The 24,476-nt window shown below is 62.8% G+C and carries 19 protein-coding genes; 9 read left to right on the top strand and 10 right to left on the bottom strand.

Annotation, left to right across the window (positions count from 1 at the left end; translation table 11 throughout):
- Positions 1–129: 129 nt before the first annotated feature.
- The 4 genes from ACTSLZ_RS04150 to ACTSLZ_RS04135 form a co-directional block, all read right to left on the bottom strand.
- The gene (locus ACTSLZ_RS04150; RefSeq protein ID WP_443095812.1) at positions 130–1,128 is read right to left on the bottom strand and encodes a helix-turn-helix domain-containing protein; all 999 of its coding nucleotides are present in this window, start codon (positions 1,126–1,128) and stop codon (positions 130–132) included.
- A 154-nt stretch (positions 1,129–1,282) separates the two neighbouring features.
- A complete protein-coding gene (locus ACTSLZ_RS04145) occupies positions 1,283–2,476 on the bottom strand; it encodes an alcohol dehydrogenase catalytic domain-containing protein (RefSeq protein WP_443095811.1) in 1,194 nt (397 codons plus the stop codon).
- A 1,084-nt stretch (positions 2,477–3,560) separates the two neighbouring features.
- Positions 3,561–3,962 carry a GlcG/HbpS family heme-binding protein gene (locus ACTSLZ_RS04140; protein ID WP_443095810.1) on the bottom strand — a complete coding sequence of 134 codons (402 nt, stop codon included), beginning with the start codon at positions 3,960–3,962 and terminating at the stop codon, positions 3,561–3,563.
- 28 nt (positions 3,963–3,990) lie between these two features.
- On the bottom strand, positions 3,991–4,767 hold the full coding sequence (locus ACTSLZ_RS04135; RefSeq protein ID WP_443095809.1) for an SDR family oxidoreductase: 777 nt from the start codon (positions 4,765–4,767) through the stop codon (positions 3,991–3,993).
- A gap of 100 nt (positions 4,768–4,867) precedes the next feature.
- Between ACTSLZ_RS04135 and ACTSLZ_RS04130 the strand changes: the two genes are divergently transcribed.
- Both ACTSLZ_RS04130 and ACTSLZ_RS04125 read left to right on the top strand, forming a co-directional pair.
- Positions 4,868–5,425 (top strand): TetR family transcriptional regulator, encoded by a 558-nt coding sequence (locus tag ACTSLZ_RS04130; protein ID WP_443095808.1) that lies wholly within the window; start codon positions 4,868–4,870, stop codon positions 5,423–5,425.
- Positions 5,426–7,220: 1,795 nt separating this feature from the next.
- Positions 7,221–8,531, top strand: coding sequence for an ISL3 family transposase (locus ACTSLZ_RS04125; protein ID WP_179628043.1), 1,311 nt, complete (start codon positions 7,221–7,223; stop codon positions 8,529–8,531).
- Here the strand turns inward: ACTSLZ_RS04125 and ACTSLZ_RS04120 are convergent.
- Positions 8,519–8,773, bottom strand: coding sequence for a hypothetical protein (locus ACTSLZ_RS04120; protein ID WP_443095807.1), 255 nt, complete (start codon positions 8,771–8,773; stop codon positions 8,519–8,521). The two genes, ACTSLZ_RS04125 and ACTSLZ_RS04120, sit on opposite strands and share 13 nt — an antisense overlap.
- Positions 8,774–8,906: 133 nt before the next feature.
- Between ACTSLZ_RS04120 and ACTSLZ_RS04115 the strand changes: the two genes are divergently transcribed.
- Together ACTSLZ_RS04115 and ACTSLZ_RS04110 are read left to right on the top strand one after the other, a co-directional pair.
- Positions 8,907–10,358, top strand: a complete 1,452-nt coding sequence (locus tag ACTSLZ_RS04115; protein WP_443095806.1) for a sensor histidine kinase — start codon at positions 8,907–8,909, stop codon at positions 10,356–10,358.
- Positions 10,355–11,077, top strand: a complete 723-nt coding sequence (locus tag ACTSLZ_RS04110; RefSeq protein WP_443095805.1) for a response regulator — start codon at positions 10,355–10,357, stop codon at positions 11,075–11,077. The genes ACTSLZ_RS04115 and ACTSLZ_RS04110 overlap by 4 nt, the downstream gene beginning before the upstream one ends.
- Positions 11,078–11,103: 26 nt before the next feature.
- Here ACTSLZ_RS04110 and asnB read toward each other — a convergent pair whose 3' ends face one another.
- The gene (gene asnB / locus ACTSLZ_RS04105; RefSeq protein WP_443095804.1) at positions 11,104–12,657 is read right to left on the bottom strand and encodes an asparagine synthase (glutamine-hydrolyzing); all 1,554 of its coding nucleotides are present in this window, start codon (positions 12,655–12,657) and stop codon (positions 11,104–11,106) included.
- A 79-nt stretch (positions 12,658–12,736) separates the two neighbouring features.
- Between asnB and ACTSLZ_RS04100 the strand changes: the two genes are divergently transcribed.
- The 3 genes from ACTSLZ_RS04100 (at position 12,737) to mgtE (ending at position 15,964) form a co-directional block, all read left to right on the top strand.
- The gene (locus tag ACTSLZ_RS04100; protein ID WP_443095803.1) at positions 12,737–13,513 is read left to right on the top strand and encodes an IclR family transcriptional regulator; all 777 of its coding nucleotides are present in this window, start codon (positions 12,737–12,739) and stop codon (positions 13,511–13,513) included.
- 196 nt (positions 13,514–13,709) lie between these two features.
- A complete protein-coding gene (locus ACTSLZ_RS04095; protein WP_443095802.1) occupies positions 13,710–14,297 on the top strand; it encodes a PepSY domain-containing protein in 588 nt (195 codons plus the stop codon).
- A gap of 308 nt (positions 14,298–14,605) precedes the next feature.
- Positions 14,606–15,964: a magnesium transporter gene (mgtE, locus tag ACTSLZ_RS04090; protein WP_443095801.1), complete on the top strand. Its 1,359-nt coding sequence runs from the start codon at positions 14,606–14,608 to the stop codon at positions 15,962–15,964.
- Between the two features lie 246 nt (positions 15,965–16,210).
- On the opposite strand, the gene ACTSLZ_RS04085 is transcribed toward mgtE, so the two are convergent.
- From ACTSLZ_RS04085 to ACTSLZ_RS04075, 3 genes are all read right to left on the bottom strand, one after another.
- A complete protein-coding gene (locus tag ACTSLZ_RS04085) occupies positions 16,211–17,752 on the bottom strand; it encodes a sulfatase-like hydrolase/transferase (RefSeq protein ID WP_129315178.1) in 1,542 nt (513 codons plus the stop codon).
- Positions 17,753–17,990: 238 nt separating this feature from the next.
- Positions 17,991–18,812 carry an NAD-dependent dehydratase gene (locus ACTSLZ_RS04080; protein ID WP_443095800.1) on the bottom strand — a complete coding sequence of 274 codons (822 nt, stop codon included), beginning with the start codon at positions 18,810–18,812 and terminating at the stop codon, positions 17,991–17,993.
- Entirely contained in the window at positions 18,809–19,258 is a 450-nt protein-coding gene (locus tag ACTSLZ_RS04075; RefSeq protein WP_443095799.1) for a MarR family winged helix-turn-helix transcriptional regulator, read from the bottom strand. The genes ACTSLZ_RS04080 and ACTSLZ_RS04075 overlap by 4 nt, the downstream gene beginning before the upstream one ends.
- Before the next feature lie 81 nt (positions 19,259–19,339).
- Between ACTSLZ_RS04075 and ACTSLZ_RS04070 the strand changes: the two genes are divergently transcribed.
- Positions 19,340–19,759, top strand: coding sequence for an organic hydroperoxide resistance protein (locus tag ACTSLZ_RS04070; RefSeq protein ID WP_129315180.1), 420 nt, complete (start codon positions 19,340–19,342; stop codon positions 19,757–19,759).
- 22 nt (positions 19,760–19,781) lie between these two features.
- Here ACTSLZ_RS04070 and ACTSLZ_RS04065 read toward each other — a convergent pair whose 3' ends face one another.
- Positions 19,782–20,810 (bottom strand): alpha/beta hydrolase family protein, encoded by a 1,029-nt coding sequence (locus tag ACTSLZ_RS04065; RefSeq protein WP_443095798.1) that lies wholly within the window; start codon positions 20,808–20,810, stop codon positions 19,782–19,784.
- Between the two features lie 440 nt (positions 20,811–21,250).
- Between ACTSLZ_RS04065 and ACTSLZ_RS04060 the strand changes: the two genes are divergently transcribed.
- On the top strand, positions 21,251–24,460 hold the full coding sequence (locus ACTSLZ_RS04060) for an LPXTG cell wall anchor domain-containing protein (RefSeq protein ID WP_443095797.1): 3,210 nt from the start codon (positions 21,251–21,253) through the stop codon (positions 24,458–24,460).
- Positions 24,461–24,476 lie beyond the last annotated feature (16 nt).

Genomic DNA, 24,476 nt, shown 5'->3' with positions numbered 1-24,476 from the left:
AACAGGCTGCGAAACACCTCGAATCCTCAAAACGCATCGCGTAAGGACCTGCTGAGGCCTCTCGGCGGCTGACTTGTCGATGATGCATAATTGACCCATTGGCGTCGAGGAAAATTGAGTGGTTCTTTACTAAGACTGCTGGTCCTTCGTCTCTTCGAGGGCGGTGAGTTCTCTGTATTCACCAGGGGTCATCCCGACCGTGGTCCGGAATGATCGGTAGAACTGCACAGGCCCGGAAAACCCCAGCTGAAGAGCAACCGTCGATACCGGTGTGGTGACCTGTGTGCGAAGGACCTGACGGGCCCGCTCCAGCCGCAATGACCGGAGGCGGCCCATGACTGACTCGCCGCTTCCCTCGAATAGGCGAAACAGCGTGCGACGGGAAAGATTTAATGCTGCTGCAATACGCTCGGTGTCGAGATCCGGATTAGCAAGATGAGCCCGCATATAAGCCAGCGCCTCGTTCCGCCGGACGACATTCGGTGTATCCTCCTGAGACTTTTGAGGGGACAGGAGGCTGATAAACGATGAGCCGAGGACAGGTGCTTGGTATTCAAGGGTATGGGCACCGTAGGGATCTTTGGCCTGACTGCTTGCCAGGCCAGCGAAGAACGATACGACAGCCCCCACCGCGCCGGAACAAGGAAATCGCCTGGCGAGCAAGTAGTCGCTGCGGTCTATCCCCGCCATCGCATATGCGTCATCGGCTGGTAGTTCCAGTACAACTTGCTTGTAGGCGCCCTGGCTGCTCAACCTGAATGGGGTAGCACTGTTATAGATGACCAGGGATCCGGGCGAAGCCAGTGCGGCTCGTCCGGCTTGTTCGATGAGCAGATCCCCGCTCAGCTGCATCAGAAAGTACAGGTAATCCTGATCCTCCGGGCCTTGGGCGATGTCGCTCCTAGAGCGTCTGACCTGCTCGGCTTGTGCCCATTTCGTCGATAACCGAAATCCGGGATACTGGCCCAGCTGGATTTCGCCGCCGAACCGGCTGTCCACAGGGTCAGTCCTGACGGAGACGTACGCTTCTCGCCTGGCCTCGCGCCAGTAGTCGACCTCCTCGCCGTGCGGAGCACGCCGCGTGGAGAACGACTGTATACGTTGTAACGAGGTTCCTTCGATATCCACATCGTCTCCCTCCCGAGGCATCCTGGTCCGGGCCCCGCGTGCGACTACTATACGACGTTGGTCTCGGGGCCTGGCCAACACATGAACGGTTCTCATGAAGAAACCGGGCTGTGGCCGCCGTTAACGGCCGCAGCCCGGTCAGAAGCGGGGAGGATCAGGAAGGAATCAACCCGTGCGGGTCAATGATGAACTTCTCGGAGACTCCCGTATCGAAGGTCGAGTAGGCATCGGGTGCCTCGTCGAGACTGATCACCTTCGTGTTGAGCATGTCGCTGAGGTATGGCATCCGGTCCCACAGGATGGACATCATCAATTCACGGTTGTAGTGCATGATCGGTGCCTGCCCGCCGGAGATGCGCGGCGACTTGATCCACGCCTTGCCGAAGTCAAGGGGGAAGGTGCCTTCCTGTTCCGCCTTCGACGTCGCCAGTGGATCGGGCCCGTAAACACCGATGACACCGGTGGCTCCACCTGCTCGGGTGGCGTCCATGACCTGGTTGATGGCATGTGCCGGGTTCATGTCATCGGCCTCAATGCCAATTCCGTGTGCTTCGGAACCGACATAATCAACCGCGCAGTCGACCATCGGCTCGCCTAGGATGGCTTCGATCTGGTCGGTCAGCGCAACGTCTTGGTTGAGGTCGATGGTTTCACAGCCGTTGTTCTTCATCAGGTCCAGACGGTCTTGGTGGTAGTCGCCGACGATGATGCAGGAGGCCCCGAGCAGACGGGCTGCTGCGGCACCGCACCGGCCGACCGGTCCGGCACCAGCGATGTAGACGGTCGATCCCGGTTTGGCTCCGGCTTCCACCAATCCGTGGAATGCGGTCGGGAGGATGTCGGAGAGAAGCGCGAGGTCACGGATCTTTTCCATGGCCTGGTCCTTGTCCGGGAACTTTAGCAATTGGAAATCGGCATACGGGACGAACAGGTATTCGGCCTGCCCGCCCTGCCAATTGCCCAGATTGAATCCGTAGGCCCCGCAGGCGACGTCCGGGTTCACGGTCTCGCAGACTTCTGTACGACGGGCCCGACAGTTGCGGCACCGACCGCAGGCCACGTTGAATGGCACAGAGACGAGGTCGCCTTCGGAAAGGAATTCGACGTCCGAGCCGATTTCGACGACTTCGCCGGTCATCTCGTGGCCCATGACCATGCCTTGCGGGACGGGGAAAGATCCGCGGTAGATGTGCAAATCGCTACCGCAGATGTTGGTGGCCACGATCTTCAAGATGACGCCGTGCGGGGCCTTTTTGCCGTTGGGCATCTCAAGTTTGGGGAAGTCCAAAGACTCCACACGCATGTCTCGTGCGCTTTCAAACACGACGGCGCGGTTGTTGCTTGCCATGGCGTTCTCCTCTTGTGCTGGTGTGCTGATCGGCCGCAAGGAAGTCAACGATTGGCGTGAGTCTCTGCGACCTTGACACTCCTCAACCTAGGGTTGTCGAGGTCGCCGCTACTATGGCCCTGGGTGCCACCTGACTAACGCTGCGTGCCAATGTCGTACTAAACGGTCAAGACAGGTTGTGTGGGACTGCTGTGAGGATAGGTGACGGTGGTTAGGCAGCCAACTCGGCTCCCGTGGTCATGATGGTCTCGAACTCGATGGGGGTCGATGGAATGATGTCCAGGATGTCCGAAAGCCGATGAGCCACCGCGTCATTCAGCTATGGACGGCACAGCCCCATTGCAACCTTCTGTACAGTGGCTACTTCCTGTTGTGTGATACATCCACCTAGTCTGGAGGCCCGGCCACCGCCTGGGAGCCCAGTAATCGGGTCATACCCTTTGGGTTTTGAGAACGGCCCTGAGTAGCGTCACGAGGCGGTGCGGCATGGGGCCACCTCAACTACGTTGATAACGCCCTTACGCCCAACATATGGTCCATACCGACGAGCACTGACAAAGAGGCCTGATATAAGACGTATTGATCGGGCCGATTTTATTCTAGGCAACATCTGTATCGTAGAGCGGATGATTGGTCGGCCCGGGGACTTGAAGGCCCCGGGCCGCCCAATGTCTGTCTCATTCGGGACGTTAGTGCTGTTCAGTCGAACAAGCCGGTGATTCCCCTAGTCGCGCGTGGATCTCACCGGCCTTGATAGTTTCTCCTCGCGTTCAGGTCCACGACGTACATCTTGGTAATCGAAGAATCTGTGACGGAAGCTCGGTCGGCCTCGGTGTGTAGGAATAGGGTGGGCATCCCGCCACTTCGGAGGATCTACCTATTCACTGATTACGGGGTAGGAGTCGATGGCTTCGCCGGATTTTGGTTTGATCACGGGCAATGGGCCGTCGGGGTCAGCCCCAGGTCCTGGCCTTAGCCTCTCTCCCGACGGGCTAGGGACTTATGAGATCCCTATACCTATTTTATTGACCCCCTGTCTGTATCCAGCAGGCTGAATTAAGAAGGCCGTGCGAGAGTCTGTATATCAACTCACAGCCGTGCGCGCTACCTCGGCGTCCTGTTCTGGTGTCCCGCCAGAGACACCGAGTGCGCCAAGAAGGTTCCCCTCCGCATCGGTGATGGGCATGCCCCCTCCCATGAGGAGTAAGCCGCCGTTGGTGTGATCGAAGTGGGCGAGGGGCTCACCTAACTGCACGGGCGCGTTCAGGGCTTCGCTCGGCATCTCGAACATCACCGAGGTCCGTGCTTTCGCTGTAGCAAGATCATTGGAGGCCAGCCATGCTCCGTCCATACGCTCAAAAGAGACGAGATTTGCGCCAGCATCGAGAACTGCGAATACTGCGCTCAGTCCAAGTTCGTGGGCCTTGCGTTTCCCTGCTTCGACAACTTGGGTGGCTGATTCGAGGGGGATCGTAGATTGTGACATAGTTTTGTCCCTTCGTGCTCGCTAGTGGTTAGGCCTTTTGAGTCCACTCGGTTTCCTGCCACTGCTTGGCAGCGGCGACAGTTTCCTGCGGGCGCATGGTCCGATAGTCGGGGTCCTCGGACACGATCGTTTCGACCATCGCATCAATCATTTCCTGCGGGTCGGCTTGATCAGCCAGTGATGGCCCAAAATCGGGCATGGGGATCTGCGCGGTCTCGGCGTCATACCACTGCACGTAGCTTTCAGCGCCGGTGTCATTGAACCCGGTGTTGAACACGCCAGGGTTCACCGTGGCTACCTTGATTCCGAAGGGTTCGAGTTCGGCCTTCATTGATCCAGCAAGGGCTTCGATAGCGTGTTTGGTGGCGCAGTACGCGCCGAGGAACGGAACGACGAGGATACCGCCCATTGACGAAGTCCACACGATTCGTCCCTGCCGACGCTGAATCATCTTGGGGGCGATGGCTTGTACCAGCTCGAGATGGCCGAACACGTTGATATCGAAGGACTCGCGAACTCGCTGAAGGGGGATATCCACGACAGCTCCGCCTTCCATGACACCAGCGTTGAGAACGAGCGTGTCGACGTCGAAACTGGCGGCGTGTGCGATATCTATGTCGTCGCGGAGATTGAGTTTGATCACGGTCAGATCAACCTCAGCAGCGCGTGCATCTTCGCGCAGGCTTCGTACTTGCGGCCAGGTCTCAGCCGCGGCGATGACCTCTTGACCCTGACGGGCTAGTTCAAGTGCCGTTCCACGTCCGAATCCGCTACTGGCACCGGTTATAAGTGTCTTCTGGGGCATGACAACTCCTAAAGGTAACTATCTGGATACTTATGTATGCCATCGTCACACCCCCGAAGACCCCTGTCAATAACTAGTTGGTTACGGTTAGAGTTGGTTTATGCCTCCTAACGCCGCCGATACCAAGCGCAGGATCTTGGATGCCGCTCGGCACGAGTTTGCTGAGCACGGCCTAGCGGGTGCTCGTGTGGACCGGATCGCCGAAGCAGGCAATATCAACAAGCGGTCGATCTACATGCACTTTGGGCCCAAGGGCGTACTGTTCGATACCGTGGTGGCACTTTCACTGTCCGAGATGGCAGAAGCTGTCCCGTTTACTGTCGACGATCTCCCTGGGTACGCAGGATCGCTGTTCGACTACCTAATTGAGCATCCAGAGGTTCTGCGGCTGACTTCCTGGGCTGGGTTGGAACGCCCAGATGCTTCCGCTGACGAGGTCGCTGCGTACGAACCGAAGATAGAAGCACTCACGGAGAGGTTCGGTGGCGTGGCAGTCGATGTTCTCGCATTGCTATTGGGTCAAGTCACGGCATGGCAATATGCCTCGCCGGCGCTCAAAGTCCAGTCCCCGGAGGATCCCTGGTCACCTGAAAGGTTGAAGCGGCATAGGTCGATGCTTGTTGCGTCAGCCGCCGCCCTCGTCACCATTGCAGAATAGGCCGGTGGCCGCAGAATAATAGGTCAGTATCTGGGCTCCTATCCTGTGGATCGGGTTCGAAGGGGTCGATCGGTTCCAGTCGACGGATGTAGCGAGTCTGACCGTTATCTCAATACGCAGTTGGTCGACCTTAAGAGTCACCCCGTGACTAAAAATCCCGTCGAGAACGGGAATGCAGATTAGAACATGAGCGTTGAAGCTTCGCAGACTAGTCTTGCCCGGGGGGGTATGCCTTTCGCTGAGCCGCTCACATGGACTGATCCGCCCCAGGGTTCTGTGGCGAAATCTTTAGTCATCGAACAAGCGCCGCGGTGGCCTCAGGCGGCAACGAATGCCACTCGTGAGGTTGACGGATCGATCCCGTCCAGTATTACAACAAACCCCGTTTGACTAGGGAAAACTGGGCAAGCGGGGCTTCTTCGTTAACGGTTATCAGTCCAAGCTCGAATCAAACTCGACAGTTTCAATCTGAAGCTAATCACCCAGCGAGTCTAACCACCGGGTCGCATCGGGTGCGATAGCGAGACGAGCTACATAGTGCGCAGCCGTCACCGATTCCGAGAGTGACCAAGCTGTCGAGATCATGCCGCTAGCGTGTCACTACGGGCTAGCTGCGTCGCTACCGTAGTCGCCTGTGCAAGTAGGAAGCATCCGCGATACTGTAACGTCGCAGACGTGAGAACTGACGTATGTCCAATCTGCGAACGGTTATTCTCCCTTGACCTGCGGGGTATACCTGGCTTTGTCCTGGTCCGTGGCTCGGAAGAGCTCCCCTGGGTAGAGGCGAGGCGAGTCAATACCCCTGTTTGTGTCGACTGTATGATCCAGCGATGGCAGGAACCGGACCTGGAAAACTGGCCGGGACTTGTAGGGGTAGTGAGACCTCAGTTCATGGAAGGGTATGTGCCGATTACGTGTGAGCACTGCGGGACACCGTGTTTTGTCCGCCCGGACAAGGGCCGTATCCATGATTATTGCTCGTTGCGTTGTCAGTCCGCTTTGCACCGGCAGGGTTTGGGCGAGGTTGTGTCTTCGTGTGCGGTGTGCGGTGTGCGGAAAGGAGATCACGAGGTTCAACGGGAGACGTTACTGTTCACAAGTTTGTCGACAGAGGGCGTACCAACGACGGTGAGGTGCTGGTCGTCTGTCTCGTGGTTGGTTCGAGGGTGAACGGTGGTCGCCTATGCTCTCATTTGGACGTTCCAATTTGTTGGGAAGCTCGACAGAAACTCATGCATCCTTCGAGAGCGCAAAGATACTCACAACAGGTTGGCATCCCGTGATTCCGGGTGACGACTCGTCTTATAACGGTCTACACAAACTTCCGTAAACGTCGAGAATGGTAATCGTGAGTTATCATTGAATCACACAGCAGAGGAGCAGCATGACAGTCTTATGGATCGTCCTCATCCTGCTCAGTGTCGCATTGGCCTTGGGCTACGTTCTTATCCAGCGTCGACGTCGACGCCTCGATGACCATCTACAAGCACTTGCTGAATCTGTGGCGTCCCGAGGCCTGGACCTGGGCCGTGAGCAGGACTATGACAAAGTCGTAGACGAACTCACAAATAGGTATGACAAGAAGGAACTGCGTCAGCTCTATCAACGCATCTGTCGCCGGTGGGGCAAAGCTCAAGATGCGACGTTGCGGCTCCGCCAGCAACCAGCCCATCAGGGTTACGAGGCTCTTCGCAGTTGAGGGGGTAGGTGGCTGAGCGCGTCGGTCGCCGGATGAGGGTCGAGGCCTTCCGATGATGGAAGTTCTCACACTGACCATCTGCCGGAAGACCTCGACGTGCACCACGCTACCTTCGCGACCCCTGATCTGACCGTGTTCTGCCATCTCGACGAGCTCGGCCTCGTGGCCACCGGTCAGCTTTTTGAGCCGGATCGCGCGGTGATCGAGTGCCGCGTCGCCGAGCCGGATCCGTGGTGCCGGGGATGCGGTAGCCAGGCGCTCTCGCGCGGGACGGACACGCGGCGTCTCGCCCACGAGCCGTTCGGTCATCGCCCGACGACGCTGCTGGTCCGGGTCCGCCGCTACAAGTGCTCGGGATGCGGACGGTCCTGGCGTGAGGACCTCACGGCAGCGGCGCCCGAGCGAGCCAAGCTGTCCCGTAGCGGGATGCGGTGGGCGTTGGAAGCGCTCGTGATCGACCACCTCACCGTCGCCCGCGTCGCCGCCGGACTCGGTGTCGGTTGGCACACGGCGAACAACGCGGTCCTCGCTGAAGGGCGTCGAGTGCTGATCGACGATCCCGCCCGGTTCGACGGCGTCGCCGTGATCGGCGTCGACGAGCACGTCTGGCGCCACACGAGAGTCGGCGACAAGTACGTCACCGTCATCATCGACCTCACCCCGAACCGCGACAAGACCGGCCCCGCCCGTCTGCTGGACATGATCGAGGGTCGCTCGAAAGCCGTGTTCAAGACCTGGCTCGCCGCACGCCCGCAGGACTGGCGCGATGGTGTCGAGGTCGTCGCGATGGACGGGTTCACCGGCTTCAAGACCGCCGTCAGCGAGGAGCTCCCGGACGCGCAGGCGGTGATGGACCCGTTCCACGTCGTCCGCCTCGCCGGCGACGCCCTCGACACCTGCCGTCGTCGCGTCCAGCAGTGCCTGCACGGCCGGCGGGGCCGCAAAAACGATCCGCTCTACAAGGCCCGCCGCATCCTCCACACCGGCGCGCAGCTGCTCACTGACCGGCAGCAGACCCGTCTCGAGGCACTGTTCGCGGTCTCCGAGCACGTCGAGGTCGAGGCGACCTGGGGCATCTACCAGCGCGTGATCGCTGCCTACCGCGAACCCGATCGGAAGACGGCGAAGAAGCTGATGACAGCCGTCATCGATTCCGTCTCCAGCGGCGTCCCCGCCGCGCTCGTGGAGGTCCGCAAGCTCGGCCGCACGCTCAAGCAGCGCGCCGCCGACATCCTCGCGTTCTTCGACCGGCCCGGCACGTCCAACGGGCCAACAGAGGCGATCAACGGGCGCCTGGAACACCTCCGCGGCTCCGCCCTCGGATTCCGGAACCTCACGAACTACATAGCCCGATCGCTGCTCGACACCGGCGGCTTCAGGAACCACCTACACCCTCAAATGCGATGAGCCGGATTGCGGGGGTCTTCCATGTCAGCGGTCGGTTCGGGTATCCCGGGCACCATGCCGAAGAGAACCGTCACCACCAGAGCGACCGCAAAGAATGCGCCGATGAGGCCCGCCGCCAGAAGCAGGACGAGCAACGGTCGCCACCACTTGCGGGTTCGGGGCGTCAGCCGTGCCATCCGGTGATATGGCAACGGCTCGGGCGGATTGTCAGCGTGCGTGGAACGGGTCGAGGAAGCAATCATGATTCCATCCTCGATTCCCGGGGGGCACCTCACACATCGAACGAAAGTATCGATTGCCCGCTGTCTCGGAACGTCCCGATCTCATGCTTTCGGCTGATGCCGTGGACCATGCGCTTTTCTACAATAAGTGGTGATGACAGAACCCCATGCCCCGAGCATCCCCCTGCGCACGGGCTCCCCGGACTCGCTTGCAGACGCACCGGACTCGGATGGGTATACCAGCGCATCCGACTGGACGGCGCCGACCCGCGACACGGACCACGAAGCCATCGACGAACAAGCTCCCCGCCGGCGCCCGGCGCTCAGAGCACTCCGCGAGATTGCACGCATGGCTTTCTGCTCCGTGATCTGCCTGGCCGTCGGCGCCTTGATATTCGTGCTGTTCTTCGGCATGACCCTGGAGCAGCACGACAATCAGATCCCGGATCGAGCCGGCCTCGTTCTGGCACTGGACCTCGGTCTCGGCGCGCTCACCAACGCCGCCTCGGGTCCGTTGCGCCGAACCGGACTCTGGAACCTGGTGCTGGTCCTACCGTCTGCGATCAGTGGGTCCTCGGTTCCGGCGGCTGCCGTCGGGCTCTACCGCGTCGGGATCCGGCGCGACTGGCGCACCGATGCCGGCGGCGTCGTGCTCTGCACGAGTGCTGCGCTGGTCTACGGATTCGTCTACCACTGGGCCGACCCCATCGAGCCGCCGACGCCGTGGGTCGACCTGGCGGCGGGCGTCATCGTCGCGACCGTGTCTCTCCTGATCGGACGGGTCAGGGGAACCCGCATGGCCCTCATCGAGTCCTTGCGCCGTCAGACCGTCAGCGTCCAGCGGGAACGCGCTGCGATCGAACGGAGCCACGAGGCGCTCGCACGCGAACACCGTGCACTGGTCGCGCAGGCGAAGGCCGAGCAGCGTTCCTCGATCGCCCGCGACATGCACGACAGCCTCTCCCACCACCTGTCCTTGATCGCGTTGCATGCCGGTGCGCTCGGCTACCGGGAGGACATGTCGCCGTCCCGGATGCGTGAGACGTCCGCGCTGATCCGGGACGCGGCGCGGTCCGCCAACGCCGAACTCCGCAATGTGCTGTCGGCGTTGAGGGAGGACGCCGCTCCCCTGCCCACCGCGGCGGACCTCGTCGCACAGGTGGCCGAGTCCCGGGCCGAAGGTCACGACATCTCGTTGACGTGGGAGGACGTGACACCCGCGGATCTTGACGCTGCGAGCTCGACGCTCGCGGTCGCCGTCGTGCGAATATTCCGCGAGGTCCAGACCAACGCCCGCAAACACGCGCCCGGCCAGCCACTGGACCTGCGGGTCGCCCGACGGACCTCGGCCGCCGGCGCGGATGAGCTCACGCTGACCGCATGCAATCCCATCAATTCCCCGGCGCACCGGCCTGAAGAAGAGGCACTGGGTACTGGCATGGGCCTGACAGGATTGCGCGAACGCGTACATCTTCTCGGTGGGACCTGCACCATCGGCCCGCGCTCGTGCGCCCCGGATGAGCAATCGGCTGCGGCGGCCGAGGCTCAGATCTTCACCGTCGACGTGCATTTGCCCTGGCCCTCGAACGGAGGAAACCCCCGGTGACCCATGACCGTGCTACGGATCCGTCACGGATCCGCGTCCTGGTGGCCGACGACGAGAAGCTCATGAGAGCCGGTCTGCGATTGATGATCGACGGCGCGAACGGTGTGTCCGTGGTCGGCGAAGCCGCCGACGGTGCACAGGCGATCGACCAGGTCGAACGGCTGGACCCCGACGTCGTGCTCATGGACATCCGCATGCCGGGAACGGACGGAATCGAGGCGACGCGTCGCCTGAGGCAGGCAGACGTTCGTGCACACGTCGTCGTGCTGACAGCTTTCGAAACCGACACCTTCTTGCTGGATGCGCTGCGCGCCGGGGCCGTGTCCTTCCTCCTCAAGGACTCGCCGCCCGAACAGGTGGTCCAAGCCGTCCACGACGCCGCCCAAGGGGAGTCGCGCTTCTCCCCGACCGTGTTGCAACGCCTGGTCCGGCTGGCTGCGGAGGAAACGCCGGACCGTCCCGTACAGGAGCGCCCGGGCAAGCCACCCGGTCCCGCCGCAGCTGACTACTCGGCCTATGCCCCTGACGGGCTCACCACCCGTGAGTGGGAAGTGGCCCGACTCGTCGCCCAGGGACTGACCAACTCGGACATCGGGGACGCCTTGTTCCTGTCCCTGCCGACCGTGAAGACTCACGTGGCCCACTTGTTCGAGAAACTCCGGGTGACCAACCGAGTGCAGCTGGCTCTCAAGGTGTTGGAGATCGACGGCGCGAGCTGACAACCCGGACCCGGCGGGACGAAGGTTCAGGCGACGGCGAACCGGGTCAGTGCGGCGTCGGGCCGAACCTCGGGCAGAGCGGATCTGAACATGCGGTAGTAGACCAGTTCTTCCTTGCTGCGGATCTCGGGGGCACCGGGTGCCACGGTTTCCGCGGAGAACTCGGCGTCGTCGATGACATGACCGACCCGGTCAAGGAACCCCTGGGCCCCACTGCCGGTCCCGAATTGTTCCTTGCGCCGAAAGAGCAGATGCTCCGGGAGCCATCCCCGAAATGCCCTCCGCAGGTGAGCCTTTTCCATTCCGTCGCTCTCGAGCCCCTTGAGACGGGCGGGCAGGGACATGGCGTGCGCGATGACGTCGCTGTCGAGGAAGGGCACGCGGGCTTCCAGCCCATGGGCCATCGTGACCCGGTCGCACCTCTGAAGATTGAGCCCGTGCAGTCCCTCGATGGTGCGCCTCAACTCCTCGTCGAGTTCCGCGGGTGAGGCGAACTGTTCATGGTAGTACCCGTACCCCGCGAACAGTTCGTCCGCACCCTCGCCCGTGAGAACGGCTTTGACGTGGTGGGACGTCATCTTCGAGAGGAACCAGTTGGGCACCGCGCTGCGAACCAGGCTCGCGTCGAAGGATTCGATGGACCCGACGACGTCGGGCAGGGCCTCCCGAGCGGCGTCCTCGTCCAAAAGTTCCTCGTGGTGGTCCGTCCCCAGGTATTCCGCGGTCTCCCGTGCCGCGAGCAGGTCGGGTGACGTCCGCGTTCCCACCGCAAAGGTTTTCAGCGTTCTGCCCTGACGAGCGCAGTGGTCGGCGGCGATCGCGGCAACCAGACCGGAATCGAGTCCGCCGGAGAGGAAGACCCCGACCTCGACGTCGGCCATGAGGTGCCTCCGCACCGAGTCCGCGACGGCGTCGAAGGTGGCCTGCTCGAGGGCTTCGTCCGAACCGTGCTGGCCGTCCCTCGACGTCCCGAGCTGGTCTTCGACCCGGTCGGGAATCGCCTCGGCAAAACGATGCAGCCCCTCGTGCGGAGTCCACCAGAACCCTGGAGGGAAGACCTCGACCAGTGGCTGCACCTCTGGGTCGAAGGCTTTGAGCTCGGAAGCGAAGACGGTGCCGTGCTCGGTGCGCGCCCAGTAGAGGGGCTTGATGCCGACGGCGTCCCTCGCCGCCACGAACTCCCCGTCCTCGGTCGCCGCGCAGAGGGCGAACATGCCGCGCAGGCTCTCCAGCGCGGCCGGCCCACCGGTTCGCAGGACCGCGAGCGCGGCCGCGGAGTCTGAACGCGAGTCGAAGGCCTCCGGCATCTCTTCGCGGAGGCCTTGGTGATTGTAGATTTCCCCGTTGCACACGAGGACCCAGTCGGAGGGACCGCGCGTTCCGCCCAGGGGCTGGTGTCCGCTGTCGACGTCGACGATCGAGAGCCGACGGTGGCCCAACCACGCCATGTCTCCGACGTGTCGGAGCCCGACGTCATCCGGCCCTCGGTGGGCGATCCTGTCGAGGGCGCGCTCCCCCATTGTGCCGTTGTCTGCCGTTGATTCCTTTGCGTCATGGAAGACGCCCACTATGCCGCACATGGTTTCGACCGTAGGACCTCGTTGCCATAACGAACAACGCTGGTTGCTGTATACGCACGCGTGGTGCGAGGATGTGCCCATGGTCGGCGACAATCTCTCCAGCGTGCATCGGGCACTCACTATCCTTCGGATACTCGGCGAAGGCCCCCTCGGAGTCCAGGAGGTGGCAACCGAGATGGGCAAGGAAAAGAGCCAGGTGTCCAGGACGCTGAAGGTTCTGGCGGAAGAAGGGTTCATCGAGCGCGACCCCCGGACACTGCGGTACGGCATCGGGTGGCAGGTCCTGGCCCTGGCAACGTCGGCCGGGGACGAGAGGCTGCACCGCGAGGCGCCCCGGGTGCTCAGGTCGTTGGCGCGCGGCGTCGGCGAGCCCGCCTACCTCACGGTGTTGTCCGGCCGCGGCGCCATGACCCTGCTGACCGAGAGAACCTCGCGCGGCATCCAGGCCCACGAGTGGGTCGGGCGAACCTCGCCCCTGCCATGCACCTCCGCCGGGCGGGCGCTCATGGTCGACATGGATGAAGCGGATCTGCGCTCGATCCTTGGCGACGACGCCGACCCACTCCCCGGCACCCGGTCGGCGCCGCAGGACATACCAGCCCTGGTCAGACGCCTGCGACGCGAGCGTGCCCGAGGCTTCGCAGTGGCCCGCGAAGAATCCGAGCCCGGGCTGATCGCGATTGCGGCACCCGTCCGGAACCACCGCGGAGAGGTGGCCGCGGCCATCAACGTCTCGGCACCTGCTTTTCGCATGCCCCGAGCGACCATCGAGGCTTCGGCCCCGTTGGTGGTCGCCGCGGCCGACGAACTCTCGGCGGCCATCGGTTCGTCGACTGAGGCCTCGGCCGGCAGCTGAGTGCGGCGGGCTGATTCCGGGCGCGGCGCCGCCCAATTGGCGTATCTGCTGCTCGACAAGCCCAAACGGCCCCTGACCGAGCAGCAGGTAAGCGAGCTCACGGGACGATAGCGGCGGCAGTTCTTGGGCACCAGCTCCTTGGCCCCTCCCTGATCCCCCGCTGTAGCCTGGAGGGAAGCCATGGAAGGAGACTGAGATGCGACGAACTCTGGTAGTGGGAGCCTCATTGGCGTTGGCCGCGGGCCTCGCCGGGTGCGGAGACGACGACACCGATCACAAGTCCTCGTCCTCGTCCAGCGCCAGCACCAGCGCCTCGGGCGCGTCCTCGGAGGATCTTTCGACGAAGAAGTTCCCCGTCACCTGGAATGACGCCCTGAAGACCGCCCAGGACAAGTTCGACGGCGACGTCAGCAAGATCGAACTGGAAAAGGGCGCCTCGGGCAAGTACGAGTACAAGATCGAGTTGCTCTCCGATCAGCAGAAGTACGCGATCCAGGTTGATGCGGATTCCGGGGACACCGTGAACGAGAAGACAGAGGACCTGGACAAGGACGAAGTGCAGTCCGAGCGGAAGTCCGACCGGATCGACATGTCCTCCGTGATCTCGCTCGACGAAGCGATGAAGAAGGCCAAGCAGGTCCAGGACGGCCCGATCAACAAGTGGAAGATCGAGGGCAAGGACCGCGGGCCCCAGTACGAATTCGATATCGACTCGACCAGCGGTTCCGAGGACCACGAAGTCCAGATCGATGCACACAGCGGCGACCACATCAAGGACAGTTAGCCCGAATCCCTCGTGACGCCGGGCCCGGGCGGACCGGGCCAGCCCGCGCGGCTCCCGTCGCGGGGTGCGGGAATTCATAGGGCACCGGCCCGACCAAACGTGCTACTTTACTCATTGGTTCACAAGCTATCGAACAGGAGGTGAGGCGCAATGGACAGTGAAAGTTCTGGCTATCCGTTACCCCACGCCCCCTCCGGCATCGCAACCAAGGACTGATCGGGTCCATCTGCTGGGGCGGGCACCATCATTGACAGCACCGCCTGGATGCACAGCATCCGTGCGTGCTCTTCCACACCCAAGGATCCAGCATGAATACCCCTCAGACCACAGAAGTCGCAGACACCGTCGCGGACATCCAGCCCTACGTCCAGGCCAAGGACTTCGCGGCGATCGTCGACGCCATCTCACCACTCACGTCCGAGCAGGTCGCAGCCCTCCTGGAACGTCTCCCCGTCAACCACCTGGCCATCGTGTACCGGTTGTTGCCGAAGGAGAAGGCCCTGGAGGTCTTCGAACGCCTTTCGCCCAGAATGCAGGGCGATCTCATCGATGGGCTTCAGGATTCGGAAGTCACCGCACTCTTCGCCGATCTCGATCCCGACGATCGCGTGTGGCTTCTCGACGAACTCCCCGCGGCCCTCGCACCCCGGCTCCTTCACGGCCTGTCGGCCAAAGACCGGGAGCTGACCTCCGGAGTCCTGGGGTACCCCAAGGGCTCGGTCGGTCGACGCATGAGCCCGGAATACGTCTCCACCAGAACCGACCACACGGTCTCCGAAGCCCTCGACCGGGTCCAGCGACACATTGCCGATGCGGAGACCATCTACACCCTTCCGGTTCTGGACGGAAGCCGCCGCGTCGTCGGCGTCGTCAGCCTCCGCGACCTCATGGGTTCGGAGCCGGGCCAGACGATCTCCGAGCTCATGCAACCGGCCAAGACGACGTCGGCCTACCAATCCGCGGAGGAAGCCGCCCGCAGAAGCACCAATCTCGGTCTCCTGGCGTTGCCCATCGTCGACAAGGAAGGTCGGTTGGTCGGCATCCTGACCTTCGACGACGCCGTCCGAATCCTCGAGCACGAAGAGACCGAGGACTCCGCACGCCAGGGCGGCGTCGAGCCGTTGAGGCGCCCCTACCTCGCGACGCCCATCCGAACGCTCGTGAAGTCCCGTATCGTCTGGCTGTTCGTCCTGGCCATCGGAGCAACCCTGACGGTCCAGGTGCAGTCCCACTTCGAGCCGACGATCGAACAGGTGACGGCCCTCGCCCTCTTCGTCCCCCTCCTCATCGGAACGGGCGGCAACACCGGCAACCAGGCAGCCACGACCGTGACCCGGGCCATGGCTCTGGGCGATATCCAGCCACGCGACCTCCTCAAGGTGCTCCTCCGAGAGCTCGGCGTCGGTTCCTCCCTGGGTGCGGCCCTGGGAATCATCGGCGGCACGTTCACGGCCCTGGTGTTCGAGCCGCGCATCGGTCTCGTCATCGGGCTGACGCTGCTGGCGGTCTGCTCCTTGGCCGCCACCGTGGGAGGCATCATGCCGATGGTCGCTCGTGCCCTGCGCGTCGACCCGGCGGTCTTCTCCAACCCGTTCATCAGCACGTTCGTGGATGCCACGGGCCTGATCGTCTACTTCCTGATCGCCCGGGCCGTACTCCAGATCTGAGGCGAAGCCGGACGACGGGCTGCCGCGGCTCCCAGGAAGGTGGCCTTTGTCCAATTCGGCGGCCTTTGCCTCCGCCAGGTGGCGCTGTAACCCCCACCTGGCGGAGGCAAACGCCACTCACGAGGGCATCCCCCACCCAACAGGACCCCGCACGGCGGCCCGACGTCGTCGCGATGCCCGAACCCAACGACGAAGGGCCGGGGCTGTCCGCCCCGACCCTTCGATCGTCATTCGCTACATCGTCGACTACTTCGACCAGGCTCTCGCGTAGAAGTCCTTGGACCGTGAGTCCAGGAGGTCGCGGTAGGCATCCGGATCGAGTGCCTGTGCGGAGTCGTCAGGAACCTTGTCCGTGAAGGCCGAGACGCCCAGCCCCGCCTTGTGGTCCTTCAGCTCGAGGCCCGCGGCCTCGAGAATCGTGGGATACATGTTCAGCTGGTCGATGTTGGGCCGCATCTGGCGGTTCTTGTTCTCGCCCGGCACCCAGACCCTGTTGAAGATCGAGCGGTTCGGGTTGTTGTCCAGCTGCTCGTGGAAGGCATCGCCGGCGCTCATGTGCTTCAGGTGGTCACCCATGATCACCACTGCGGTGTCGTCCAGGTAGCCCTTTTCCTTCATATAGTCCACGTAGCCGGCAACCTGGTCCATCGAGCAGGCGTACACGGAGGTCACGTCACTGTCGGTGTCCTGTTTGCAGTAGTCGTACATGTGGACCGGCTCGTGCGTGTCCAGGGTCAGCATCGACAGGTTGAACGGCTGCCCGGTCTGCTCGGACTCCGCGTGGAGACGGTCAATCTCGTCACGGGCATGGGCCATGAGGCGCTCGTCGCTCAAGCCCCAGTCGCTCCGGAAGTTCTTGGCATCCTCTCCCATGGAGCGCCAGGTGTTGAGGTCCTTCTCCTCCTCGAAGCCGTGGCTGCTCAGGAACTTGTCCTTGGAGGCGAAGGAACCGTTGGCCCCGCCCAGGAACTCGCTCTTGTAGCCGTGGTCGGCCAGCACGTTGCCGGCACAGTTCAGGCCGCCGAGGTAGTTGCCCTGGGTTCCCTCGGACTGTCCGATCGAGCTGCCGCTGCCGATGATTCCGGGGCCCTTGAGCGGGACACCGCACTGGGTCGAGGTCAGACCGGCCATGGTCCATCCGCCGCCCTCGTACTGCTGGAGGTTGTCCACGCTCTTCCAGCCCTCCGACTCCTGGGTCGAGTTCTGGAGCGAGGCGAACGCGTTCTTCTCGAACAGGCTCTCGTCCGTCAGCGTTTCCTCGCCGGACTCGAGGTAGATGGTCACCACGTTGTTCTTCTTGGAGTCGTCGGTGACCTGCGGCTCGGCGTAGTAGTCATTCATGTCGTACTTCGAGCTGGCCGACTTGATGTAGTCGCTCATGCCGACGGTGGTGGCAAAGGCCGACCCTCCGCCGACCGTCAGGGCGACGACCAGCACGGTGGAGATCGACCGACGGATCCACGGCTTGCGCCGTTTCGTGTGCTCCAGGCCGTTCTTGCGAAGTTTGCGGAGCCGGAGGTGACGGAACACCGCGATGCCGATCGTGATCAGAACCGGGAGGACACCGATGCCGAAGATGCCCATCCACACGATGGCGCCACCGCCTCCGTCCGTCTGCACGGACACGAGGTTGAGGAGCATTTGCCCCACCGAGATCTTGCCCCAGAAAAAGCGAATACCCAGCCCTGCGACGAGCAGGACCAGACTGAACCAGATCAAGATGTAGACCAGAATGCCGCCGATAATGGCGCCTGTACGTCGGCTTACTTCGACAAACCGACCGGACATGTTCTTACCTCGCGTTCGCTGACTGAGTGGCCCCCCCCCCGGAATCATGGCCGCATGTGGTAAAAGGGCTCATTAAGGATCCTGGCTACAGTACACTACCCGTTTACGCGTCATTAACCCACCGTCGGCGTGTTCTTTGGCACGTCAACGGCCTGAGTCCGGAAGGACTCCGCCCGCGGCACCGAGCCTCACGCGGCGCAAGACGGCGATCCGGAGCCCCGCTCCCGCATGGCCGACGTCACCCCAGAAGTGAAGCGTATCCCTCTCGATACGAGGGGTATCGGAAGTCCGTCAGCGACCGCACCAGCGAGCCATCGATCGACTTGCCCCGGCCTCCCCCGCTCCCGGAGACATCGGGTGGAGCCGGAACACCCAGAAGTCCGGCGATGTGATCGGCAACGGCGCCCAGGGGCGCCGGGCTGTGGTCGACCGCGTGCACCAGCTCAGGCGGATTTTCGATCCCAAGGACGGATTCGATGACCGAGACCAGATCGTCCCGGTGGATGCGATTGGTCATTCGATTCCGAGCCACGGGCTCGCCGCGAGCCACTCGGTCCGCCAATGAGGTTCGGCCGGGCCCATAGATCCCAGCGGGCCGCACGATCACAAGGCGCGGGAAGAGGTCCATGGCCAGGAGCTCGGCAACCCTCAGAATTTTTGCCGTCTCGCGACTCGGCGAGGGATCGGTCGCTTCGGTCACGATTTCGCCGTCGTTCTGTCCGAAGACTCCGGTGGAGGACACCAGGACGACGAGGGGTTCTGCCCCACCCTCGCCCCGAGGAAGCGCCCGCGCCAGACCGCGCAGCCCATTCACGTACGTTCTTTCGTAGGCATCCGCGTCGGTGGAGTCCGCCGTCAGGGTGACGACCAAGGCGTCGGCCCTCGGAAGGTCGCCTTCCCGCGCAGTCGTCAGGTCCAGGGCGAGACCCGAGACCTCTGCGGGAAGCAGGGCGGCTCGACGTCGAACGCCCGTTGCGCTCCACCCCTGGGCGATCATCCTCAAGCCGGTGGCGATTCCGACGTCGCCGCACCCGGCCAGAAGAACATGCTGGCTGGTCATTGGTGTCCGGCGCCGAAGGCTTCGGCAACACCGTTGAGCTGGTTCTTGAAATCGTTGTAACCGTCGAGATCGAGCGAGACCGTGGCCCAGATCTTTTCCGGAACGTCTTCGGCGTCGTGCCGCAGCTCGGCGCCCGTTTCGGTCAGAGCGATGAGGCGTCGACGCTCGTCCTCCGGGTCACGAAGCCGCTCGAGCATTCCCCGCTGTTCCAGGCGACGAAGGACCGGAGTCAGCGTTCCGCTGTCCAGCCCGAGAAGCTCACCGATCTGTCCGACGCTCTGCGCTTCCTCGGTTTGCCACAGGGTCAGCATGACCAGGTACTGCGGGTACGTCAGCCCCAAACCCTCAAGGAAGGGCCTGTAGGCGCGCACCATCGCGTGACTCGCCCGGTAGAGGGAGAAGCACAGTTGGTTGTCCAGAGCCAATGGAGAGTTCGATGTCGACACGGCCTCATTCTAACAAACCCGTTGACACATTTATATTGTGCGCAATATAGTTGCGTCGTAAGCAAATGCGAGGAGTTGATCATGGAACCTCTGTACACGGCAGAAGCCCTGAGCACGGGAGACGGCCGTTCCGGCCACGTGCGTTCGAGCGACGACACCATCTCAGTCAACCTGGCCCCGCCCCAGGAAATGGGCGGAAGCGGCCAGGGGAGCAATCCGGAGCAGCTCTTCGCGGCGGGATACGCCGCGTGCTTCCATTCGGCGCTCCAGATGGTGGCCAAGGCCGACCACAAGAAGCTGGGCGATTCCGCGGTGGGTGCACGCGTTTCCATCGGCAAGGAAGGCGAAGGATTCGGCCTCTCCGTTGTCCTGGAGGTCGTGGTTCCCGACCTGCCCGTTGAGGAATCGAGGGAGCTGGCCGAGAAGGCCCATCAGGTATGCCCCTACTCCAGGGCGACCCGCGGCAACATCGACGTGGAGCTGGAAGTCACCGACCAGTAGCACCCGGCCTCGGGGAGGCTCATCAGGTGTTCTGGGTCTCCCCGACGTCGCCGACGTCCGCGTCGGCCGTCTCGTCAATAATGTTGAGGATGTGCTGGAAGTGCGCCGAATCCGGCTCGATCAATGACCCGTGGGTGTCCCCGTCGGTCAGGTGAAGACTCCCCCGACCGCCGGCCTTCTTGACCGCATCGATATAGCGCCGCGAGTTCTCCGGCGACACGACCTCGTCGGCAGTCCCGTGCACGGCGACGACGGGCAGGGACGTATCGATGTTCTGAATCGGGTCAACCTCGGAGTACCGCTGAGCGAGCTGCTCCGGGGTGCCGCCCAGGGCATTGGTGATATTGACGTCGCCATGATCCGCCGCGTACTTCATGTCCAGAGGACCCGCCAAGGAGACCACGCGCGTCGGGACGAACTTCGGATGGGCACCAAGTTCGTGTTCCTCCTTCGAATCGCGCGTGCCCGCCCACATGGCCAGTTGCGCCCCGGCGCTGTGACCGACAACCAGTTCGTCGTCCGTCGTGAACTCGGGGTGCTGCTTGCTGAGTTCCGGAATGAAGTCCATGGCCGAGGCGACGTCGGTGAACGTCGTCGGCCAGCCGCCTCCCGAACCCACGCGGCGGTATTCGATGTTGTACACGGCCATGCCACGATCCACGAGTGATTCCGCATAGGCCTCGAAGTCCTTGGCACCGATCGAGCTCTGCCAGGCCCCGCCGTGGACCAGAACCACCAACGGAACGGATCTGGCCTTGTGGTCGCCTGCCGGAAGGTACAGGTCGCCCCAGTTCTGCGAAGGGTCCCCCTCGCCCTTGACCGGGTAATTCACCCTCTTGTACAGCGGCTCGTCCCGCTGCACCACCGTTTCCGCCTCCGCCTTGGGCGCCGATGACGACGACGCCGAAGGTTCCGAACTCGAGGTCTGCGTGCCCTGTTCACCCTCGGGGTCTCCGGACGAACACGAGGCCAGGAGGAACGCGAAAATTACTCCCATCGCGGCTTTGCGCGCCCTCGGCAGCCACACGCGGTCGGAATTCGCAACGGTCATCGGGGGACTCTCTTCCTGATACGGATGCGGTGGTATCCGGCCGCATCGTGATTCGGGGAATCTGTATTCACGTGCTATGGATCACTGTATCAGTTGCGCTGATTTTCCCGTCAAGAGGCGGACGACCCACTTTCCGACGCGCTTTCCGTAGCTTTGTAATTTCCACAATTCCGGACATTCGCCCCTTCGAAACGGAGTCGAATCTAGACTTTCTGCCCAAAGACGCGCCGACTGGACCGCCGGTCGGACTTCTTCAACCCATCCGCGGTCTTGCCAGGATTCGCTCGCCCACCTCGTGCGGCGCCGTCTCGGGACGGACCAGTCCGGGCCCCGACGGGATGGGAAATCGTCGAACCTTTGGGGGAAGGTGTTTCATGCATTCGAGTCGGGAACAGGGTTATTCGTGTCGTCACGGACAGAGCAGGACGCGGGCGCGATCCGTGCGCGTATCCACGCTCAGTGGCCTGCTGATAGCAGCCGCCGCGACGAGTCACTATGCGGAGGCCGCCACTCCGCAGCACGCCACGGCCGTCACCAACCGAGAAGCCTCGAATCATCGAGAACGTGTCCCCGTGGACAGCTCGGTCCTGGACAACGCCCTGGCCGCGGCAGAAGAGGCCGGAGTCCGGGTGGAGCGGAAGACGGCTTCGCCCGACGTCGTGGACCCGGACTCGGTTCGGGAACGCCAGGAATCGATCTCACGGTCCTACCGGGACCAGGCGAATGCTCTCGGCTCGGTCGCCGAGAAAGCCCGGAACGAGCGCGAGAGGCACACCAAGCAGGTGGCCGAATCCGAGGCGCGGTACCGGCAGGCCAGCGAAACCTACGAATCCGAGAAGAAGGCCTACGACGCCGCCAAGTCGGATTACGACGCCCGGAAGGCGGCCTACGACGCACATCTCAAGGAGCAGATCACTGACGCGAATCCCGACGTGGCTCTGACACCCGGGAAGCTCGTGCACGAACAACCGTTCACGATCTCGGAAAACAGGAACAGTCTGGTCTCGGTCGAAGGCATCGAGAATCACCCAGGGCAAGCGAACCAGTTCGACCGCCACAATAATTACAACTCGGATTCGGTGACCCATATCAATCCCGTCGACGGTTCGAGCTTCACCATCACGTACAGGAACGTGGCCAAGGACAAGGCTTCCGGCCGTACTCTGGATGCTCGGATCCTGGTCTCGGACGTCGTCACATCGGCCACGAACGCCGGCGAACCGGCCATCGAGGTCTTTTCGAACTATTCGGACAATCTGGCGCTGTACAAGGTCACCGCACTCAAACAGACCATCACTTTCACCTACTCCGACACCGGCGAGGACTACGCCAACAACTACTACGTGTCCTTCGGCTCTCTGAACGGCCAAACAGGCGACGGGGCCTCCCGGTACGAGTTCGCCAGCGGAACGTACACCGCTGGCGGGGACGGGGTCATCGCCACGTTCCTCAATCCTGAGTCAGAGATCTCCCCGCGGTCCCAGCCGGTTCACTTGGCGTCGCGCCGGGAGGTCCCTCGAGCTTTCATGCTTCCTCAGGGAAGCAACCAGTCCCGAAGCATTGAGGACACCGACCCAGAGATCATGCGGCGACTCGGCGTGACCTTCCTGGCGCACAATGGGTCGTCCTTCTGGGTGGGGACCTCGGGCGGCTCCGATGGGCGGGATCCCGACGACGTCGGCGGCATCACCGCGACGTACAACCACGTGATGCTCTCCGCCGACACCGTCGCACCGACCGAGTCACTGCCCGCGCCGCCGACCCCGCCGAAGCCTCCCGTACGGGAGGTGGTCCCCGAGCTGGACCCGATCGTCGCCACGGTGGAGTACCACGAGCTCTATGCCCGCGGTTCCGGGACGGTGAAAACCGCTCCTGGCGAGGGAAAGTTCGTTCTGCCCGGTCAGGTGACCCATCAGACCGTGACCAAGCGGACCGGTTTCGAACCACTCCGCCAGTTCGTGGTGGGAGACAACATCTTCGCGACCGAGGACGGTCGGATCCCGGTGTCCGTCGACATGTCATCGGTCCGTGTCACTTCGGGGTCGCGGGACGCTTCGGACTCCTTCCGCCTCTCGCAGGAGGAAACGGAATTCCTGGGGAAGAAGGTCCTGCAGGTACGTGCGGAGGCCATCGACCCTGCATCCTTGCCGATCAACACCGAGTTCACCCTGCACATTGCGCCCATGGCATTGGCCGATGGGAAGGCCGACGACCTGGTGGATGCGGGCTTCGGCATCGTCAACGGCAGGCTCGACTACACCGAGCCTCACACCTACCACGAGCCCTCGATTGAGCCGCACAAACATGGTCTGGTTCCGGGGACGAGCACGATGGTCGATGACCGAACCGTCACCGTGGGAGACACCATCGAATACAGGCTGCTCCTGGACACTTCCCAACTGGTTGACGTCGCCGAGCCGATCACTCGGTTCGGGATGCTGGATGACTACGACGAACGACACGGCCACATCTCCACAGCGGCGGTCCGTGTTCTCAAGCTCCCGGCCGATTCGGACATTGCACCGACAGCGCCTTGGGACGATCTCACCCGACACGGCGCGGAGGACGTCACGGACACGTTCGACGTGACGGATGCGGGAGCCCAAGGCATCTCGATCATGGCGAAGGTCGTGGATGGTGCACCGCTTCCCCCACTCGGATTCAAATACGCCATTTCTCTGCCGTACACGATCTCGGAGAATGCCGATGGTGAGATCCGGAATTCCGCGTGGGAGATCGTCAACGACCACAAGGTCCAGACGGAGACCGTGGTCAATGGCATGAAGGGCATCAGGCCGCACAAGGACATCGTGGTTTCCGCCAAGGACCAGTCGTCGTTGGACGGGAAGGAAATACACCGTGGGCAAACCTTCGAATACAGACTGGATTCCTCGGTTCGTCCGTCGCACTATGCGGGACGCACTGTCGAATGGTCCGTATTCGACGACTACGACGAATCCCACGACCGGTACGACGGGGACTTCACCGTCCTCTCCCGGAGCGACTTTGTTCTGGACGACGGAACCGCCGTTACTGCCGGGCAGGACATCACCCGCTTCTTCACCCAGAAAATCGACGCCCGCTCGGGGGCCGTGACCTTCGCGGCCACGGAAGACTTGTTGAAGGTCCTCAACCTCGACAAGAATCTCGAGAAGGAACAGTCCTGGTCGGTGTACGCCCGAATGACCCGGATCGCGGCCGGCGACGTCGAGAACACCTTTACCGAGTCCTACAACGGTACGTGGTCGGCCTCCAACACGGTGCGGACTCGAACTCCCGAACCTCCCGCGCCTCAACCACATCCGAAGAACCCGGAGCAACCTCCGGCACCGGCATCCGAGCCTTCCCCCACCCCCGGGCCTCCGGCACCACCGGTTCGGCCGCCCGCCGGGCATCCCGACGTGCCTGAGGCATCAGGGCCCGCGGAACCCTCGAGACCATCGCCGGACGAACCGTCCGTCGGCCCTCGCTCTCCCGGACCTGCCGCATCGACTGTCGCGTACGACCCTGCGGGCAAAGGTCCAACAGCACGCACGGGCAATACCGGAGAGGACGGCCACGATCCCGTCCTCGCGGGAGGTGCGGCCCTCGGGGGAACTCTGCTGGGGTACGGCATCTACCGCGCACGCCACCGAAGGATGGAGGAATGAATGCTTCACCGGCGGG

It is taken from the genome of Rothia koreensis, from assembly GCF_052232265.1.
Lineage (GTDB): Bacteria > Actinomycetota > Actinomycetes > Actinomycetales > Micrococcaceae > Rothia > Rothia koreensis.
Note: the sequence above shows the minus strand (reverse complement) of the source record. Positions and strands in the feature narration are given on the sequence as shown.